This is a genomic window from Paenimyroides tangerinum (assembly GCF_003865405.1).
Lineage (GTDB): Bacteria > Bacteroidota > Bacteroidia > Flavobacteriales > Flavobacteriaceae > Flavobacterium > Flavobacterium tangerinum.
Map to the genome: position 1 here is coordinate 1 of NZ_RQVQ01000021.1, position 19496 is coordinate 19496.

Annotated in this window: 24 protein-coding genes; 4 read left to right on the top strand and 20 right to left on the bottom strand. The window is 31.4% G+C overall.

Going from position 1 to position 19496, the window contains the following annotated elements:
• Positions 1 to 781: 781 nt before the first annotated feature.
• Positions 782 to 1513 carry an SIMPL domain-containing protein gene (locus EG240_RS10125; protein WP_125019284.1) on the top strand — a complete coding sequence of 244 codons (732 nt, stop codon included), beginning with the start codon at positions 782 to 784 and terminating at the stop codon, positions 1511 to 1513.
• A gap of 52 nt (positions 1514 to 1565) precedes the next feature.
• On the opposite strand, the gene queA is transcribed toward EG240_RS10125, so the two are convergent.
• The 11 genes from queA to EG240_RS10180 form a co-directional block, all read right to left on the bottom strand.
• A complete protein-coding gene (gene queA, locus EG240_RS10130; RefSeq protein ID WP_125019285.1) occupies positions 1566 to 2615 on the bottom strand; it encodes a tRNA preQ1(34) S-adenosylmethionine ribosyltransferase-isomerase QueA in 1050 nt (349 codons plus the stop codon).
• 153 nt (positions 2616 to 2768) lie between these two features.
• A complete protein-coding gene (locus EG240_RS10135) occupies positions 2769 to 3485 on the bottom strand; it encodes a carbonic anhydrase family protein (RefSeq protein ID WP_125019286.1) in 717 nt (238 codons plus the stop codon).
• 103 nt (positions 3486 to 3588) lie between these two features.
• Positions 3589 to 4101 (bottom strand): hypothetical protein, encoded by a 513-nt coding sequence (locus tag EG240_RS10140; RefSeq protein WP_125019287.1) that lies wholly within the window; start codon positions 4099 to 4101, stop codon positions 3589 to 3591.
• Positions 4102 to 4153: 52 nt separating this feature from the next.
• The gene (locus EG240_RS10145) at positions 4154 to 5368 is read right to left on the bottom strand and encodes a 3-phosphoshikimate 1-carboxyvinyltransferase (protein ID WP_125019288.1); all 1215 of its coding nucleotides are present in this window, start codon (positions 5366 to 5368) and stop codon (positions 4154 to 4156) included.
• A gap of 5 nt (positions 5369 to 5373) precedes the next feature.
• Positions 5374 to 5700, bottom strand: a complete 327-nt coding sequence (locus EG240_RS10150) for a nucleotide pyrophosphohydrolase (protein WP_125019289.1) — start codon at positions 5698 to 5700, stop codon at positions 5374 to 5376.
• 185 nt (positions 5701 to 5885) lie between these two features.
• Positions 5886 to 6086 (bottom strand): hypothetical protein, encoded by a 201-nt coding sequence (locus EG240_RS10155; RefSeq protein WP_125019290.1) that lies wholly within the window; start codon positions 6084 to 6086, stop codon positions 5886 to 5888.
• Positions 6076 to 6270 (bottom strand): hypothetical protein, encoded by a 195-nt coding sequence (locus EG240_RS10160; protein ID WP_125019291.1) that lies wholly within the window; start codon positions 6268 to 6270, stop codon positions 6076 to 6078. Before EG240_RS10160 ends, EG240_RS10155 begins: the two co-directional genes overlap by 11 nt.
• Positions 6263 to 6460, bottom strand: a complete 198-nt coding sequence (locus EG240_RS10165; protein WP_125019292.1) for a hypothetical protein — start codon at positions 6458 to 6460, stop codon at positions 6263 to 6265. Before EG240_RS10165 ends, EG240_RS10160 begins: the two co-directional genes overlap by 8 nt.
• 52 nt (positions 6461 to 6512) lie before the next feature.
• Positions 6513 to 6965 carry a D-aminoacyl-tRNA deacylase gene (gene dtd / locus EG240_RS10170; protein WP_125019293.1) on the bottom strand — a complete coding sequence of 151 codons (453 nt, stop codon included), beginning with the start codon at positions 6963 to 6965 and terminating at the stop codon, positions 6513 to 6515.
• Positions 6965 to 7930: a ribosome small subunit-dependent GTPase A gene (gene rsgA / locus EG240_RS10175; protein WP_125019294.1), complete on the bottom strand. Its 966-nt coding sequence runs from the start codon at positions 7928 to 7930 to the stop codon at positions 6965 to 6967. Before rsgA ends, dtd begins: the two co-directional genes overlap by 1 nt.
• A gap of 61 nt (positions 7931 to 7991) precedes the next feature.
• On the bottom strand, positions 7992 to 9077 hold the full coding sequence (locus EG240_RS10180; RefSeq protein ID WP_125019295.1) for a bifunctional 3-deoxy-7-phosphoheptulonate synthase/chorismate mutase type II: 1086 nt from the start codon (positions 9075 to 9077) through the stop codon (positions 7992 to 7994).
• A gap of 174 nt (positions 9078 to 9251) precedes the next feature.
• On the opposite strand from EG240_RS10180, the gene gldA reads away from it, so the two are divergent.
• Positions 9252 to 10154 carry a gliding motility-associated ABC transporter ATP-binding subunit GldA gene (gene gldA, locus EG240_RS10185; protein WP_125019296.1) on the top strand — a complete coding sequence of 301 codons (903 nt, stop codon included), beginning with the start codon at positions 9252 to 9254 and terminating at the stop codon, positions 10152 to 10154.
• 52 nt (positions 10155 to 10206) lie between these two features.
• Here the strand turns inward: gldA and EG240_RS10190 are convergent, their stop codons facing one another.
• From EG240_RS10190 to EG240_RS10230, 9 genes are all read right to left on the bottom strand, one after another.
• Positions 10207 to 10938 carry a GIN domain-containing protein gene (locus tag EG240_RS10190; protein WP_125019297.1) on the bottom strand — a complete coding sequence of 244 codons (732 nt, stop codon included), beginning with the start codon at positions 10936 to 10938 and terminating at the stop codon, positions 10207 to 10209.
• 3 nt (positions 10939 to 10941) lie between these two features.
• Positions 10942 to 12072 (bottom strand): acyloxyacyl hydrolase, encoded by a 1131-nt coding sequence (locus tag EG240_RS10195; RefSeq protein ID WP_125019298.1) that lies wholly within the window; start codon positions 12070 to 12072, stop codon positions 10942 to 10944.
• 4 nt (positions 12073 to 12076) lie between these two features.
• Positions 12077 to 12691, bottom strand: a complete 615-nt coding sequence (locus EG240_RS10200; protein WP_125019299.1) for a deoxynucleoside kinase — start codon at positions 12689 to 12691, stop codon at positions 12077 to 12079.
• Positions 12692 to 13477, bottom strand: coding sequence for a hypothetical protein (locus tag EG240_RS10205; protein ID WP_125019300.1), 786 nt, complete (start codon positions 13475 to 13477; stop codon positions 12692 to 12694).
• Positions 13470 to 13970, bottom strand: coding sequence for a dihydrofolate reductase (locus EG240_RS10210; RefSeq protein ID WP_125019301.1), 501 nt, complete (start codon positions 13968 to 13970; stop codon positions 13470 to 13472). Before EG240_RS10210 ends, EG240_RS10205 begins: the two co-directional genes overlap by 8 nt.
• A 1-nt stretch (position 13971) precedes the next feature.
• The gene (locus EG240_RS10215) at positions 13972 to 14796 is read right to left on the bottom strand and encodes a thymidylate synthase (RefSeq protein WP_125019302.1); all 825 of its coding nucleotides are present in this window, start codon (positions 14794 to 14796) and stop codon (positions 13972 to 13974) included.
• Between the two features lie 9 nt (positions 14797 to 14805).
• On the bottom strand, positions 14806 to 15438 hold the full coding sequence (locus tag EG240_RS10220; RefSeq protein ID WP_125019303.1) for a bifunctional nuclease family protein: 633 nt from the start codon (positions 15436 to 15438) through the stop codon (positions 14806 to 14808).
• 88 nt (positions 15439 to 15526) lie between these two features.
• Positions 15527 to 16495 (bottom strand): electron transfer flavoprotein subunit alpha/FixB family protein, encoded by a 969-nt coding sequence (locus tag EG240_RS10225; RefSeq protein ID WP_125019304.1) that lies wholly within the window; start codon positions 16493 to 16495, stop codon positions 15527 to 15529.
• Between the two features lie 39 nt (positions 16496 to 16534).
• Positions 16535 to 17281: an electron transfer flavoprotein subunit beta/FixA family protein gene (locus tag EG240_RS10230; protein ID WP_125019305.1), complete on the bottom strand. Its 747-nt coding sequence runs from the start codon at positions 17279 to 17281 to the stop codon at positions 16535 to 16537.
• A gap of 315 nt (positions 17282 to 17596) precedes the next feature.
• Between EG240_RS10230 and EG240_RS10235 the strand changes: the two genes are divergently transcribed.
• Entirely contained in the window at positions 17597 to 18376 is a 780-nt protein-coding gene (locus EG240_RS10235) for a hypothetical protein (RefSeq protein ID WP_125019306.1), read from the top strand.
• A gap of 113 nt (positions 18377 to 18489) precedes the next feature.
• Positions 18490 to 19467 carry a pyruvate dehydrogenase complex E1 component subunit beta gene (locus tag EG240_RS10240; RefSeq protein ID WP_125019307.1) on the top strand — a complete coding sequence of 326 codons (978 nt, stop codon included), beginning with the start codon at positions 18490 to 18492 and terminating at the stop codon, positions 19465 to 19467.
• Positions 19468 to 19496: the final 29 nt, after the last annotated feature.

Below are 19496 nucleotides of genomic sequence, written 5' to 3' on the forward strand. Positions count from 1 at the left end.
CGGTTGCAAAAGTAGAAATTCTTTTTAAACCTCGCAAATTTATTTTGTAAATATTATTGAAAGTTTTTCTCAGTATTTGTAAAACTTCTGCCCCTCTTCTTGTTTCAGAATCGGATTGCAAAACTACAACTCTTTTAACTTATCTTCCAAATTTATTTTTGTTAAAATTTAAATTTGTTTTTCGTGATTTGTATGAACTTCTATTTTTCAACGGTGCAAATATACCGCCTTATTCTCGTGCCAAACAAGCTTTTTTGAAGTTAATTTTTGATTATTTTTTAGTAAGCTGATGCTAAAAGATTTAAGGATTGAAAATTTGTTAATTTGCTGATTCGAGGATTTAAAAATGAAAATTGAGAAATCATATTATGTATAAAAATACTTTTTTACCACAGATGCACAGATGAAATTTCAAAATTTAAAATTTAATGATTGAAAAATGAAATAATGAAAGATATTGAATACTTCTTATTTATGTAAACTTTGTTAGATATAAACCTACAAGGTTTTAGAAACCTTGCAGGTTAACTTTAGGCTTTGGACTACATGACTCAGGTTGCGTTAGGGATTGGAGCGGTATCCTTTTTTGTTTAAAAACGGAATGTCATTTAAAAATGAGATTGTGAATCGAGTTCAGAAAGACATAAAATGAATAACCAATAAAAACAAAAAAGATTTAGCGGAAAGCCCGACCGAGCGGCTTCAGCAGAATATCATTTTACTCTTATATAATGAGCGAGGGAACGCCAAAATTTTATATCTTTATGTAAAAATAAATTATATGAAAAATTATATTACTGCTGCAATCGTTGGAATTTCTCTTATAACCTGTACGTTTTTATTAACAAACGCTTACAAAAAAAGAAATAACACAAATGACACAATTAGCGTCACTGGTTTAGGTTCAACCGATTTTGTATCAGATTTGATTGTTTGGAATAGTTCATTTTCTAAAAAAAACTATATCCTTAAAGATGCTTACACGGAATTGGAAAACGACCGAAGAACAATCAAAAACTATTTAATTGGTAAAGGAGTTAAAGAATCGGAAATTATTTTCTCATCAGTATCAATTAATAAAGAGTTCACAACAGTGACGGACTCAAATTACAACACAAGAACTGAAACTTTTACAGGTTATAATTTAACTCAAAGTGTTCAGGTCGAAAGCAAGGAAGTAACGAAAGTGGAAAATATTTCACGAGAAGTTACAGAATTAATCAACTCTGGAGTTGAACTATATTCAAGTGCCCCAGAATATTATTACACCAAACTTTCGGAATTAAAATTGAAAATGGTTGCTGAAGCAACAAAAGATGCAAAATTGAGAGCTGAAAATATCTCAGAAAATGCAGGTAGTAGTTTGGGTGATTTAAAAAAATCTGAAATGGGTGTTTTTCAAATTGTAGCGCAAAATTCATCCGAAGATTATTCTTGGGGAGGTTCATTCAATACTTCTGCGAAAAACAAAACAGCAACCATCACTATTAAACTGGTTTACAAAATAGATTAAAGCAAAAAAACTCATCTTAATAAGATGAGTTTTTTTTTATATTATTCAAAGATTAGATGATTAACATCGCATCCCCGTAAGAATAAAATTTATATCCTTCTTTAATTGCTTCTTTATAAGCTTCCATCATTAAATCGTGACCGCAAAAAGCTGAAATCATCATTAATAATGTAGATTTTGGCATATGGAAGTTTGTAATCATACAATCTGCGATACTAAAATCGTAAGGTGGAAAAACAAACTTATTTGTCCAACCTGTAAAAGAATTTAATGTTCTGTTTGAAGAAACTGAACTTTCTAATGCTCGCATAGAAGTTGTTCCTACTGCACAAATTTTACTTTTACGCTCTTTTGCTCTGTTTACAATTTCACAAGCTTCTTCAGTAATGATTAACTCTTCTGAATCCATTTTGTGTTTAGATAAATCTTCAACCTCAACTGGATTGAAAGTTCCTAAACCAATATGTAAAGTTACTTTTGCAAATTCAACACCTTTAATTTCTAAACGTTTTAATAAATGTTTAGAGAAGTGTAAACCTGCAGTTGGCGCAGCAACAGCTCCTTCTTCAGTAGCATAAATCGTTTGGTAACGCTCTTCGTCTTCTGGAGTTACTTCGCGGTTGATGTATTTTGGTATTGGAGTTTCTCCAAGTTCTGTTAATTTAGCTCTAAATTCTTCATAAGAACCATCGTATAAGAAACGTAAAGTTCTTCCGCGTGAAGTTGTATTATCGATTACCTCAGCTACTAATGAATCGTCATCTCCGAAATATAATTTATTTCCGATACGAATTTTACGTGCTGGATCAACTAAAACATCCCATAAACGTTGTTCTTCATTTAATTCTCTTAACAAGAAAACTTCAATACGAGCACCTGTTTTTTCTTTGTTTCCGTATAAACGAGCTGGAAAAACTTTGGTATTATTCAAAACCATCACATCTCCTTCTCCGAAATAATCAATCACATCTTTGAATAATTTGTGTTCGATTGTTCCTAATTTACGGTTTACAACCATTAAACGAGATTCATCTCTGTTTTCAGCTGGAAATTCAGCCAACAACTCTTCCGGTAAGTTAAAGTTGAAATTAGATAACTTCATATTATTGTTGCTTTTATATTTATTTGTAAAATGAAGTTCCGATTTGAAACTTCAAGCTTGCAAATATACGACTTCAAAATAGGCGTTGTCAAGTAAAAAGCGATTTATTTTAAACTTCGTTTGAAAAGCGTTACCTACAGGGCTTTTTGATTTTTAATAATCTAAGAATTTCACTTCACCTGTTTTCATATCGTAAACTGCTCCAACAATTTTAATTTCGTTATTAGCTTCCATTTCTTTTAGAATTGGACTATCTCTACGAATTTCTTCAATCGAATTATATACATTGAATTTACAAACTTCATCAACAAATTCAGGATTTTTAGCTGTTGCATCTCCTTTAAAATTTTGCTTAGCGGCAATTATTGCAGGATCAATCTTCTCAAGTAAAGTTGTGATATTTCCTAATTTAACACCTTCGATACTCGATTTGATTGCACCACAATATTCGTGACCTAAAACGACCACTACTTTTGAACCCGAAACTTTACAAGCGTATTCTAAACTCCCAAGAATATCGTGATTAACAATATTACCAGCTACACGAGCAACGAAAATTTCACCAATTGCTTTATGAAAAACATCTTCTACTGGAACACGTGAATCTAAACAAGAAAGCACCACGGCTTCTGGATATTGACCTAAAGCTGCTTCACGAACCAATTTTGTTGAATTACGAACGGTTAAATTATCATCAACAAAATCTTTATTTCCAGCTTTTAAATCGGCAATAACTTCATCTGGAGTTAATTTTTCTTGTTGTTCTTTGGTTAAAACGTGTGTCGGGATTATTTCTTCATCTTCTATTATTGTTTTATTGCAAGAAGCTAAAGCAAATAAAACAGCTAAGGATAAAATATATTTTTTCATAATTTATCTGATTTTTTGTTTTCTAAATATAAGCAATATTTTCTACAACCTTATATTATAACAAACAAAAAAACTACCGAGTTCCCTCGATAGTTTTAAAATTTTATTGACTTAAGACTAAGTTTAGTTTTAATGCACCCCCATGGCAATATTCACCAGGTTCTGAAACATCTCCTTCATAAGCAACCTCACCATTTATGCGAATTGTTTTATTAAACCAATGTAAGGTGTATTGATTAGGAGTTTTCTCAACATCTACCTCAACTAAATAAACTTGTGCGTTAGGAAAAGTAATTCTAAATTTAACTGTATAAAAACTTGGATACTTACTAATACTTGCAAGTGGCAAAAAAATTCCGCTTAAATCTTCTTCACAAAATTCATTCATGATTTCATTATCTAGAATAAATTCATCATTGCGATATGCCATTTCAACAACAACATCCTCTCTATTCATCTCGCCTGTAACAAATACTTTTTCTCCGTTTGAATTCAGAACCGTTAACTCTACATTATTAGGATAAATCACTGCTGTTGCAATTTCGTCTTCCACTTTACCATCATCTGAACACGATAGTAAAAAAAGACTAAAAAATAGATATATTAAGTTTTTCATATTTTTTAAATTTCTATAAGTTGTTGATTATCAAACTTAAAAAAAATAAAAACTAAAAACAAATATTTTCCCAAAACTTTGGATATGATTTAGAAACCACTTCTGCATTTTCAATTTCTATTGGTGTAAATAAACCCAGCGGAGCAAAAGCCATAGCCATTCTGTGATCTTGATAGGTTTTTACCAAAACATTTTCAGGTAAAACATTTTGTAAATTTCTTTTATGTAGGAAAAGAGAATCGTTTGTAATTTCAACAATTGCGCCGAATTTTTCTAATTCGTTTTTTAAAGCAACTAAACGATCAGTTTCTTTAATTTTCAACGTATGAAGTCCGGTTAAATTAACTTGGACACCTAAACCAAAACAAGTAACTGCAATGGTTTGAGCAATATCCGGGCATTCAATTAAATTTAAATTAATTTCTGAAGGAAGTTGATTATTGGCTTTAGTAATTTGGATTTCGTTATTCGGAAGGAATTGCGTTTCAACGCCGAATTGTTCAAATATTTCAACCACGGCACGATCCGCTTGAAGGGAATTCGATTTTAGTTTTTGAATTTTTAATGAAGTACCGATTTCGGAAAAGGCTATTAACTCAAAAAAATAAGAAGCCGAAGACCAATCAGATTCTACGGTAATTGTTTTAGGATCGACTCTATGTTTTGGAAAAACTTGTATTTGATTTCCTACAAAAGTAGTATCAACGCCAATTTCATTTAAAAGAGCCAACGTCATTTTAATATAAGGAAGTGATGTTTGCTCACCGATTAGTTCCAGTGATAAACCATTTTCTAATTTTGGCGCAATAAGTAATAATGCCGAAATGTATTGACTGCTGATTTTTGCAGGAATTGCAATTTTACTTGATTGCAGTTTTTTACCTTTAATTTTTAAGGGAGGAAATCCTTCTTGGTTTAAATATTGAATATCCGTACCTAAAATTTTCAATGCATCGACCAAAATATGAATGGGTCTTTCTTGCATTCGTGAAGAGCCTGTTAAAACAACAACACGATTTTCTTGAGTTGCAAAAAAAGCAGTAAGAAAACGCATTGCTGTTCCGGCGTGATGTACATCAACAATTTCAGAAAAAAAATTCAAGGCTTTTTCCATTGCTAAACTATCATCGGAATTTGAGACATTCTCGATCTTAATCTCTGGAAAAAGTGCTTGAAGTAAAAACATACGATTGGTTTCTGATTTACTTCCGGATAAAACTAAAGTTTGATTCGGTTTAAATGAGTCAGGATGCAATCGTATGTTCATATGTATTATTTTAATTTTTCGTTGTTGTGGTGACGATCGTGATCTCGTTTGGTTTTAAAATCCATTTTTTTATCGAAAGCAGCTTGTAAGTCAACTCCTGTTTGGTTTGCTAAACAAAGTACAACAAAAACGACATCGGCTAATTCTTCACCTAAATCTTTATTTTTATCGCTTTCTTTTTCAGATTGTTCACCGTAACGACGTGCAATGATTCTGGCAACCTCACCTACTTCTTCTGTAAGTTGTGCCATATTTGTTAATTCGTTAAAATAACGAACGCCGTGTTCTTTGATCCAATTATCAACATCTAACTGTGCGTTTTTCAAATCCATTTTATTTCTTTTTTCTTCTTTTTCTTAATTTATCAAATACAAAAACTTCTGCCAAAGCCATGAAAAATCCGAAGATAAAAACTTGTGCCCAGAAAATTTGCGTTGGGATTCCTTCTCAGAAATAATATAAAATAATTCCGTAGAAAAATCCATAAACCAATAAGGCTAATAATAAATGTAACGGTTTACTTTTCATTTTGTTTATTTAAAGATGGTATGAATTTTTTAATTAATTTATTTACAAATGGTTCTAACAAAATTGCAAAAATTGCAAAAACAAGTGCGTAAATCCAACTTACTTGATCATTAATAAAATACGAGCAAAATAAACCTGTTAAGTAAAATCCTACAAAACTAATGACTAAATAAAGTATTCTACTTTTCATTTTTAAATATTTTCTTCTTTATGAATTTATCAAAAATTACAATCAACAACATGAAAACAATATATTTAGCCAAAACGTTAACCAAACAATAACTATCTGGATCAAGAATACAATTCCAATCGTTTGAAAGTAGAATCGTAATAAGTGCATAAATTGCTGTATATAAAATAAGTTTTTTAAGCATGATTATTTTGTTTTTTTGAAAGCCATTTCTTTATATTTCTTATGATAAAAAAATCTGCTAAAGTCATGAATAAAGTCCAAAAAAAGATAAAACTCCAATCAAACATAGAGAATGAAAAATAACTAATAACTATTCCAAGAATAGAATATATGATTAAACCAGCTGTGATATAAGATAATTTTTCCTTCATATTTTCTGAATTTAAAAAAACTTCTTAAATATAAGAATATTATTTAGAAAAATTATTCCCTATTCTTTGAATCAATCACAATAGTAACGGGTCCATCGTTGATTAAAGCAACTTTCATATCGGCTCCAAATTGTCCGGTTTGAATTTTCTTTTCTAAATCAACTTCTAATTGATGTATAAATTTCTCGTACATCGGTATAGCAAAATCAGGTTTTGATGCTTTAATGTACGAAGGTCGATTTCCTTTTTTGGTTGATGCGTGAAGTGTAAATTGTGAAACCAAAATAATATCGGCATTCACATCTTTAACAGAACAATTCATCACCTCGTTTTCATCGCTAAAAATGCGAAGATTCACAATTTTACTAGATAACCATTTAATATCATCGTCTGTATCGGCATCTTCAATTCCAAGAAGAATAACCAATCCTTGATTGATTTCGGCAACTCTTACATTGTTAATAGTTACCGAAGCTTCTGACGCACGTTGTATAACTATTTTCATTATTCTTCTTGATTACGTCCGTCTGCATAAATATCTGAACGATAATGTTCTTCATCACCTTCCAAAATTTGCGTATAACTTTTATATCTCGACCAGAAAATTTCATCGTTATCCAAGGCTTCCTTAATTGCACAATGTGGTTCTTCTTTATGCAAACAGTTATTGAATTTACATTTATCTCTTAAAGCGAAAAACTCAGGAAAATAACCTCCGATTTCTTGCTTTTCCATTTCAACAATTCCAAAACCACGGATTCCAGGCGTATCGATAATTCGAGCACCAAAAGATAAATCAAACATTTCGGCAAACGTCGTGGTGTGTTGCCCTTGTTGATGTTGATCTGAAATTTGTTTGGTTTTTAAATTTAAAGAAGGTTCTAATGCATTTACTAAAGTTGATTTCCCAACACCTGAATGGCCTGTGAACATCGAAACTTTATCGCGCATTAAATCTTTTAATTTATCTAAACCTTTTCCTTCAGAAGCTGAAACGCGAATACATTGATAACCAATTTCGGTGTAAACGTGTTGCAAAAACAATTGTTCGTCTAAAGTTTCTTCATTAAATGTATCTACTTTATTAAAAACGATAATTGCTTCAATACCATAAGCTTCCGCAGTTACCAACAAACGATCTATGAAACTTGTGGTTGTAATTGGATTATTAATCGTTACCAAAATAAATAATCGATCAATATTCGATGCGATAATATGTAATTGCTTTGAAAGGTTTACCGATTTACGAACAATGTAATTCTTACGATCGTGAATTGTTGTTATAACACCTGTCACTGCATCAGAAGTTTCATCTAAATCATATTCGACATAATCACCCACAGCAATAGGATTGGTACTTTTGATACCTTTCATTCTAAATTTACCTTTGATTCGGCATTCTAAAAATTCTCCCGACTCGGTTTTCACCGTGTACCAACTTCCTGTAGATTTGTAAACTATTCCATTCATAAGGCAAAGATATTGTTATTGATAGGAATATGAAAGTTTATATATAATTCTGTCATTAAAATTATGATTTATTGATGATTTTATTTTGATGCGAAATACTTTCTTGATGAACCAATTTAAACAATTGTTCTGTAAAATCTTCTGTTAAACCTTTTTCAATACAAATAGATTTTACACGATTTTCGATCGCTTGCCAACGTTCGTTTTGTAAAACCGAAACATTATGTTGCTTTTTCAGAGTTCCGATTTCATCGACAAAATGCATTCGTTGAGATAAAATTTCAATTATCTTATCGTCTAAATCGTCAATTTTCAAACGAAGATTTTCAAGTTCTGTATTGTAATCATCCGATTCGTCATTCTTTTTTCGAACAACCAAATCTTTACAAATTTGTTTTAGCGTAACTGGCGTTACTTGCTGAGCAGCATCGCTCCAAGCATTATCGGGATCGATATGCGTTTCAATAATTAATCCATCGTAATTTAAATTCAACGCTTGTTGCGAAACTTCTTGAATCATATTTCTATTTCCGGTAATATGAGACGGATCACAAATCAACGGTAAATCAGGAAAACGATTTCTTAAATCAATCGGAATTTGCCATTCGGGAATGTTGCGATATTTGGTTTTTTCGTATGAAGAAAATCCACGATGAATAACTCCAAGTTTTTTAATTCCGGCATTATATAAACGTTCAATTCCGCCTAACCATAAAGACAAATCAGGATTCACCGGATTTTTTACCAAAACAATTTTATCTGTATTTTGAAGCGCGTCTGCAATTTCTTGAACCGCAAACGGATTTGCCGTTGTACGAGCACCAATCCAAAGTACATCAACTTCGTATTCTAATGCTAATTTTACGTGATTTGCCGTTGCCACTTCCGTCGCAATTAACAAACCGGTTTCGTCTTTGGCACGTTTCAACCATTTTAAACCAATTTCTCCTACGCCTTCAAAACCTCCTGGACGTGTTCTTGGTTTCCAGATTCCGGCACGTAAAATACTTACGTCAGAATCTTTTAATTCGTGTGCTATTTTTAAAACTTGTTCTTCGGTTTCGGCACTACACGGACCTGCAATTACCAACGGATGTGCTAATTGAAAATCGTTTAACCAAGTTTTTAATTCTGAAGAATTTGTCATGTATCGTATCTATTTTTATAAAGGAAATTCTTGTGACAAACACTTAAATTTCCAACATTCAAATTTACGAATAATATTGTAGAGCTTACATAAGTTTTTCTTATCAAATTCTTATCAATTGATATAACTTATTTACATCTTTTATTATCTTTGGAATTCAAATTAAAACAAACGATGTCGATAGAAGTTAAAAATATTTCGAAAATTTACGGGGAGCAAAAAGCTTTAGATGCAGTTTCTTTTTCTATTAAAAAAGGAGAAATTGTAGGATTTTTAGGTCCGAATGGTGCCGGAAAATCAACCTTAATGAAAATATTAACTACTTATATTGAAGCAGATTCAGGTTCGGCTTTAGTAAACGGTTTCGATGTGAACGCGCAACCACAACAAGTTGAAAAATCTATTGGTTATTTACCTGAGCACAATCCGTTATATTTAGATTTATACGTAAAAGAATATTTAGAATTCAATGCGGATGTTTACAAAGTAAATAAAAGCAGAATTGACGAAGTGATTGAACTTACAGGTTTAACACCCGAATCGAAAAAGAAAATCGGGCAGCTTTCAAAGGGATATCGTCAACGCGTTGGATTGGCAACGGCGCTTTTACACAATCCAGATGTTTTGATTTTAGATGAACCAACGACAGGTTTAGATCCGAATCAATTGGTTGAGATTCGTGAATTGATTAAAAACATCGGAAAAGATAAAACCGTTTTTCTTTCTACACATATTATGCAAGAAGTTGAAGCCATTTGCGACCGCGTAATCATTATCAATAAAGGAAAAATTGTTGACGATCGTTTATTAAATCAAACGTTCTCGTCAGAAAATGAACAAGTAATTGAAGTTGAATTCGATTTTAAAATTGAAGAACAATTTATTTCAAATCTTAAAAATTTAGTTTCGTTTAAAAACATTCACGATAACCAGTGGGAATTGGTTTTCAAAGCTGATGAAGATATGCGTCCTGCAATTTTTGATTTCGCACAAGAAAACGGACTTCGAACGTTATCGGTTCAATTGAAAAATAAGGATTTAGAAACGTTATTCCGCGAAAAAACCACGCAAAAATAATATCAAAGCTCAGATTCTTCTGGGCTTTTTTAGTCTTTAAATACTAAATCAATTATTTATAAATCAATTTTCCTTTATACATTTCTTTTACATCAACTTCATTCGGTTTACTAAATGAAATCACATTTCCAGTTGCATAGATAGTTCCTGCTAATTTATTTTCTGGACGAACTAAAATATCATTATTACTACGTTGAAATAAAGTACAATCAAAAGCATTTAGATTTTGAGCTTCAACACGACCATTTCCACCATAAAGCCCAATATCCAACCAAGTTGTTTTTCCAGAAATTTTAAAATAACCAACTTGATTATCTTCAATTCGTAAAACATTGTTATCGATATTTAAATCAATTAATGATGAAGCACCATCTTCAATACTAGTGATAACAAACAATTCTGGAAATCGTAAAGTTCCAACAGAAGAAACTTTTAATTGTGTTCTTGAAATAATCTTTTTTAAAGTCGGTGTGTAAATTCGAACTTTTGCAATTTCATAACTATGGAACATTGAACAACTCATCGCATTAGTCATTGTCAATTGAGAATCTTGAACCTGAAAATCTAAATTCGATAAATAGTTTTCTTTGGATTCTATTTCAATTTTTGATTGGGAAGATTCAATAATTTCAACAGTAAATCCTTTCGGTATGTCAATTACATCAAAAGAAGGCAATCCTAAAGTTTGAGTAACTGAATCTCCGGAATTTGAAAAACACGAATCGCCGTTATTACAAGATGTAAAAATCAGAAAAACGAAAACTAGATATACAAAATATTTCATAAACTAAAATTTAATCCCAACACCAAACTCCAAAGCTTCGGCTTTTGCAAAATGCGTTTTCAAACTTACGGAGCCAAAAATACGTTCCGTAACATTATATTTCAACCCCAAACGTTGATATAAACTTCCATTTACTTTGTATTGGTCGTAAACATAAACACCCATTTGTCCTTCAATACTAAACTTACTCAAATACATTTCATAACCTGCAAAAACACCAACTCGTTTATAATCGGTATCTACAGACATATTCGCTTCAGGAAACGAACTCGCTAAAAGTGGAATAATCTCTTTTACAGTTTCTGACAGAAACAATTCAGTTCCTAATTGCACAGAACCCGTTCGATTCAAACGTTTTTCTGCATAAGCATTGATATGATAAAAAGGCTTTTGTCCCATTCCAATAATATGACCTTCGTTCACACCCGTTTTGAAACTGATAACATATTTCATTTTTGTATCAAAATTATCGGCTTGCGAATTGAAACGTCGATTTGGTTCTTGATGGTCAAATGCATAATTTAAACCAATTTGAAACCCGACCGTATTTGTACTTGTATTTGGAGATTTGAACGTTGCATTTGAATGATGAATAAAAACCAAACCCGTTTGGAATCCGATTCCATTCCAAATATTCTGTCTATTATAATTCAGAGAAAAAAAAGTCGAAGGCATAAATTTAGTTCCGTAAGCTAAATTTCTAAAATTGGTTTCTCGGTCATACGGATTAGTTGCATAAGCGATTCCTTGTGCAATTCGAAGTTGTAAATTTCGATTGAAAAAATAAAAATTCAAATGTGCGAAAGCTCCATATAAATTACCTAATTCGGGGTTGTGATTGTTTTGGTAATGAAGCGTAAATCCATAATCAGGAAAATTATAAAAACTTTCCCAAGGTTTTGCTCCTAACGTTTTTCGATTAAAACTTAAAAGAAAACCATCTGGTTTGGCAGTTATCAAATGAGAAATTTGTTCGTTATGCGGAAGAATCGATCCTGTGTAATAATTTCCTTCAACAAACCAATCATCAAAACTTTGCGCATTGGCATTTGTAGAAAAAAACAGAATAGCAAAAAAAAAGTGCTTAAAAACACTTTTCCAATTGCTCGAAAAAAACATTTTTAAACACTGCATATTTTTAGAATAATCCGTTGATTTCTGCGTCGATTCTATTGATGATATTTCCTAAATCTTCAGGATTATCAACAAAATTAATATTATCAACATCTATAATCAATAATTTACCTTTATTGTACGTTTGAATCCAAGCTTCGTAACGTTCGTTCAAACGATTTAAATAATCGATGGAAATTGTATTTTCATATTCACGCCCACGTTTGTGAATTTGACCAACTAAATTTGGAATTGAACTTCTCAGATAAATCAACAAATCTGGAGCTCCAACCAATTGTTCCATCAATTCAAAAAGTGATTTGTAATTTTCGTAATCACGATTTCCCATCAATCCCATTGCATGTAAATTTGGAGCGAAAATATGTGCATCTTCGTAAATCGTACGGTCTTGAATGGTATTTTTTCCGCTTTCTTTCATCTTTAAAACTTGACGAAAACGGCTATTTAAGAAATAAATTTGTAAGTTAAATGACCAACGATCCATCGAATGATAAAAATCATCTAAATATGGATTGTCAACTACATCCTCAAAATGCGGTTCCCACTTAAAATGTTTTGAAAGTAATCGAGTCAAAGTTGTTTTCCCTGCTCCAATATTCCCTGCTATTGCAACTTGCATTTATGGTAATTTTAATTTGTAAATATTAATTTCTGTATCTGTAAAAATAGTTAAAATTTCATTATTAATTTGAAATGAAACGATGTTATTATTCTTCAGATTGATTTTTAAGTTTTGATTTGAATCTAAATTATGATAAAACAAATCTTGACTGTATTGACTGATAAAAGTTGTGGATGAAATCAAATCAATTTTATCAAATTTGGTTGAAAAAGGATTTTGAGAAACTTTTCCGTAAATATCAAAAGTATAAATGATTTGATTTGATTCTATAAAAAACGAGTTTGCATTTGAATTCCAATCAGAAAATTTATTTTCGAAAGGAACAGAAACAGGTTTCAATATATTTTGTCCTACATCAAAAATAAAAATACGTCTTGAAATTCCGTCCAAAACCCAATACTGATTTTTGTTCGAAGCACTGACCGAAATCACATCTAATTCAGGAAATTGAACGCTAAAATTAACATTCGAAATTTCATTTAATTGATTATCTAAAACTACAAAGCTTTGAAAATCTTTATAGAAAACAAGAATTTGAAAGGGATTTCGAATATCAATCGAAGTTACTTCTCCGTAAAGTAAATTACTGTAATTATAACTTTTTTCTTTCGTTTGTTTGGTTAATTGATTATTCTTAACCAAATAAAAATCTCCTAAATGGTCAAATGAAGCAAATTGGATACCTTTTGAATTTGGAATACTTTTTACTAATTCTACATCTAAATCTTGAGCTTGAATCAAACTCGAAAAACTCAAAAATAAGATGATGAAAAATTTATTCATTATTCCGTTTGTAAGTAATTATATCAAAGGCATATTTATGTTTTTCGTCTGTTTCGTGATGAACAACTTCAACTGATTTCCAAACATTTTTATTAATTGCTGGGAAATATGTATCAGCATTAAACAATTCATGAACTTCTGTAATCGAAAGTTCGGTAGCTAAATCAATAGTTTGTATATAGATTTGTCCTCCACCAATTACAAAAAGTTTATCTTGATTTTTATCTTGTGTAAATTTGATGGCTTCATCAATCGATTGAAAAACAAAACAATTTTCAGGAACTTGGTAATTGGTATTTCTAGAGATAATCAAATGCGTGCGATTTGGTAATGGTTTGGGAAAACTTTCAAACGTTTTTCTTCCCATCAAAATAAAATGCCCTGTGGTTAAACTTTTAAAATGTTTAAAATCATCTGGTAAATGCCAAATCATCGCATTATCTTTTCCTAGCGCATTATTTTCAGCGACCGCTGCAACAAGAATTATTTCCATATTAAACTGAAACTTGACCTTTAATTGCAGGATGCGGTTCGTAATTTTCTAAGGTAAAATCATCATAAGTAAAATCGAAAATATTTTTCACTTCAGGATTTAACCTCATCGTCGGTAATGGTTTTGGTTCACGTGATAATTGCAATTCCAATTGTTCGATGTGATTGTTATAAATATGAGCATCTCCAAAAGTATGGATAAAATCACCATATCCTAAACCACAAACTTGGGCAACCATCATCGTAAACAACGCATAAGATGCAATATTAAATGGAACTCCTAAGAAAATATCCGCACTACGTTGGTATAACTGGCAAGATAATTTACCTTCGGCTACGTAAAACTGAAAGAAGGCGTGACAAGGTGGCAATGCAGCTTTATTATTTGCAACATTTTCTGCGAACGAAACCGATGTATCTGGCAAAACACTTGGATTCCAAGCAGAAATCAACATTCTTCTACTGTTTGGATTTGTTTTTAAAGTTTCAATCAATTCCGAGATTTGATCGATTTCTTCGCCGTTCCAATTACGCCATTGGTAACCGTAAACTGGTCCTAAATCGCCATTCTCATCAGCCCATTCGTCCCAAATACGAACGCCATTTTCTTTTAAATAAGCAATATTTGTTTCACCTTTCAAGAACCATAACAATTCGTGAATGATTGATTTTAAGTGAACTTTTTTAGTGGTAACCATCGGAAAACCTTCGTTTAAATCAAAACGCATTTGGTAACCAAAAACACTTTTTGTTCCAGTTCCAGTTCGGTCACCTTTTTGAACACCAGTTTCAATAACGTGTTTTACTAAATCTAAATATTGCTTCATAAGTTTTATTTATTCTTGTTTTCTAGAAATTTCATCACGTAAACGAGCTGCTTTTTCGTAATCTTCATTTGCAACAGCGTTTGCTAATAAGTCATTTAATTCTTTAAGAGAAAAATGTGCATATTCGTTTACTTTTTCAACTGGTTTTGATGGTTCGATATTTGTAAAAATTTCTTCAAGAACATCATCGATATCGTCATCTTCTTCTTCATTTCCATCAACAACTCCATCATTCAAATAAATACCAGCTTTATCTAAGATGTTTTTGTAAGTAAAGATAGGTGCTTTAAAACGAATAGCTAATGAAATAGCATCTGATGTACGAGCGTCGATAATTTCTTCAATCCCATCGCGTTCACAAATAATACTTGAAAAGAAAACGCCATCAACCAATTTATGAATGATAACCTGATTGATAACAATATCAAAACGATCTGCAAAATTTTTGAACAAATCGTGTGTTAATGGTCTTGGTGGTTTTAATTCTTTTTCAATAGCGATAGCAATTGATTGTGCTTCAAAAGCTCCAATGACAATCGGAAGTTTTCTATCGCCATCAACTTCGTTTAAAATCAGCGCATAAGCACCATTCTGCGTATGACTGTACGAAATTCCCTTTATAACTAATTTTACTAAACTCATATATTTCCTAACCAAAAAAAGGGCTATTAAAACAAAGATACTACTTTATTTTAATAGCCCAAATGGGTTTTTATATTTTTAAAAAGAACTAAGCGTTTTTAGCTTTGAACTCTTTTAATTTAGCGATTAAAGCTGGTACAACTTGGAAAGCATCACCAACAACTCCGTAATCAGCAACCTTGAAGAAAGGAGCTTCTGGATCTGTATTGATAACCACTTTTACTTTAGATGAGTTGATACCCGCAATGTGTTGAATAGCTCCAGAAATACCAACTGCAATATATAAGTTCGCAGCAACTGGCTTACCTGTTTGTCCAACGTGCTCAGAGTGAGGTCTCCAATCTAAATCAGAAACTGGTTTTGAACAAGCAGTAGCAGCTCCTAAAACAGCAGCTAATTCTTCAATCATTCCCCAATTCTCTGGACCTTTTAATCCACGACCTGCAGAAACAACGATTTCAGCATCAGCGATAGTTACTTTTCCTGTAACTTTCTCAACACTTTCTACAACGATAGCAAAATCTGCATCATTTAAAGCTGGAGCAAAATCTTCTGCAGCAGCAGCTCCTGAAGCTTCAACTAATCCGAAAGAGTTTTTAGCTAAAGCTAATACCTTTACGTCTGAAGAAATCTCAGTAACGTTAAATCCTTTAGTTGAAAAAGCATTTCTTTTTACTTGGAAAGGACTTGTTGAAACTGGTAAAGCAACAACGTTTGAAGCAAATCCTGCTTCTAAATTAACAGCTACGATTGGAGCTAAGTATAAAGAATCTGTAGTTGAAGATAGAACAACAACCTTAGCTCCTTCTTTTTGTGCAGCTTGTTTGATTACATCAGCGTAAGCTTTAGCACTGAATTTATTTAATTTATCGTTAGATACTTTTAAAACTTTATCAACTCCGTAGTTTCCTAATTCAGAAACATCAGATGCATTGATTGTTACAGCAGTTACAGTTGTCCCTAAAGATTCTGCAACTTTTTTTGCATAAGAAGCTAATTCTAATGCAACTTTTTTAAATTTTCCTTCTGCTGATTCAGCATATATTAAAACTGACATACTCTTTTAATTTTGTAATGAATAAATAAATTGAAGTGATTAGATTACTTTAGCTTCGTTATGTAATAAGCTTACTAACTCATCTAAATTATCTGCGCTAACGATTTTACAAGCAGATTTTGGAGCTGGACTTTCGTATTTAACAACTTTAGTTAAAGCTGCATCACCTGTTGGCTCAACAACATTTAAAGCTTTTGTACGAGCCGTCATAATTCCACGCATGTTTGGAATACGTAAATCTTTCTCTTCAACAATTCCTTTTTGTCCACCAACAACTAAAGGTAATCCAGCAGATAAAATTTCTTTACCTCCGTCGATTTCTCTAGTTACTTTAGCAGTATTTCCATCAACTTCGATTCCAACACAAGAATTCACAAAATTATAGCCTAAAATTGTAGCTAACATTCCTGGAACCATTCCTCCATTATAATCTAAAGACTCTTTTCCTGCAATTACTAAATCATAACCACCGTTTTTAACTACTTCAGCTAACTGTTTAGCAACGAAAAATCCATCAGTTGGATTAGCGTTAACACGAATAGCTTCATCTGCACCAATAGCTAAAGCTTTACGAATTGTAGCTTCAGTTTCTGCACCACCAACATTAACAACAGTTACGTGAGCACCTTGTTTTTCTTTGAACCAAATAGCACGAGTTAATCCAAACTCATCATTAGGATTGATAACAAACTGAACACCATTTGTATCGAACTCTGTATCTCCGTTGGTGAAATTGATTTTCGAAGTAGTATCAGGCACGTGGCTGATGCAAACTAATATTTTCATTTATTGTAAGTTTTTTAGATTAATGTTTTAATAAAAACGAAGATAAAAAATTTATTTATATAAATAGTATGCGTGCATAATATTTTTTAGTAGAAAATCCAATTTTTTAAAATAAATTCATTTTACATCCGAAATAACAACATTAAAATATGTTTTAATGAAAATACGTAAAAAAAATTAACAATATCACAAATGAGATTTTTTTCTTTATTATCAACTGCTCATTTTGATTTAATATAAAAAATATTGATTTCATTAAAATAAATTAGAATTAAAGAAAATTATAGATATTTTTGAATCCAAACAAAAAAACTTATGTCAAAAACTACATTTATTTTCGGAATTATCTCATTACTAAACTTTAATGTTTACAGCAATCAACAATCTAATCTTATTAAGTACGAAATCGTACAAGACAAAAATGAATTAGCAACTCTAGAAGAAAATTTGATAAAAGCATATAAACAAATGCAAGAAAATGCTGAACTTTCAAGCTCATTTGCTAAGCAATTTAATCAAATTATTGAAAAAAATCCAAGAAGCTTAGAATATTCCTTTAAAAAACTACAAGAAGAAACCGATATTCGAATTGCAACTTCTTCTGACAAAAAGTTGAGAATTTACAGTTGGGATAATAATCAAGGTGGAACAATGCGTTTCTTCGACCAAATTATTCAATTTAACGATAACGGAAAAATCAATTCGAATCTAAAAACAGCAAATGAAGATGCACAATCTTTCATTTCAAAAATATATTCAATAAAAACCAACAAAAAAGAAACCATTTATTTGACGATAAACAATTCCATATATTCTACAAAAGATGCAACGCAAAGCGTTTTTGCATATAAAATTTCTAACAATAAATTAATCGCTACAAAAGCTTTTAAAACAAAAAATCAATCACTTTCATCGATTCATTGTGAGTTTAATTTTTTCAGCGTAGTTGACAGACCTGAACGTCCAGTTGAATTAATTACTTTGAAAAACAACATTTTGTATATTCCGTTAATAAATAAAGAAGGAACAGTTACAAAGAAAAATTTAATCTATAAATGGAATGGTTCAAATTTTAAATATGACGGAATTAAATAAAATCAAAAACATCGATTAAAGTAAAAAACCTTAATTATAATTTATTCTCAAAAAGAAGCCAAACAAATTATATTTTTATATTTTTGTGTTCCTATTAATTACGATAATACATTATGAGAACTATACAATTTAGAGAAGCAATTTGCGAAGCGATGAGCGAAGAAATGCGTCGCGATGAAACCATTTATTTAATGGGAGAAGAAGTTGCTGAATATAATGGTGCTTACAAAGCTTCAAAAGGAATGTTAGATGAATTCGGACCAAAACGTGTTATTGACACTCCAATTGCAGAATTAGGTTTTGCAGGTATCGCAGTTGGTTCGGCTATGAACGGATTACGTCCGATTGTAGAATTTATGACATTCAACTTTTCACTTGTTGGAATCGACCAAATTATAAACAACGCAGCAAAAATGCGTCAAATGTCTGGTGGACAATTTAATATGCCAATGGTTTTTCGTGGACCTACAGCATCAGCTGGGCAATTAGCAGCAACACATTCACAAGCTTTTGAAAATTGGTATGCAAATACTCCAGGTTTAAAAGTTGTCGTTCCTTCTACTCCTTACGATGCAAAAGGTTTATTAAAATCTGCAATCCGTGATAACGACCCAGTTATTTTTATGGAATCAGAACAAATGTATGGTGATAAAGGAGAAATTCCTGAAGGAGAATACACAATTCCGTTAGGCGTTGCTGATATCAAAAGACCAGGAACAGATGTTACGATTGTTTCTTTTGGTAAAATCATCAAAGAAGCTTTAATTGCTGCTGAAGAATTACAAAAAGAAGGAATTTCTTGCGAAGTTATCGATTTAAGAACTGTACGTCCATTGGATTTTGATTGTATCATCAACTCGGTTAAGAAAACAAATCGCTTGGTAATTTTAGAAGAAGCTTGGCCATTCGCATCAGTTTCATCAGAAATTACTTACATCGTTCAAGAAAAAGCATTTGATTTCTTAGACGCACCAATCCAAAGAATTACGACAGCAGATACACCTGCTCCATTCTCTCCAGTTTTATTAAAAGAATGGTTACCAAATTCAAACGACGTAATAAAAGCTGTTAAAAAAGTAGCTTATAAATAGAAAAAAAACTAATATATTTGATACTCCAA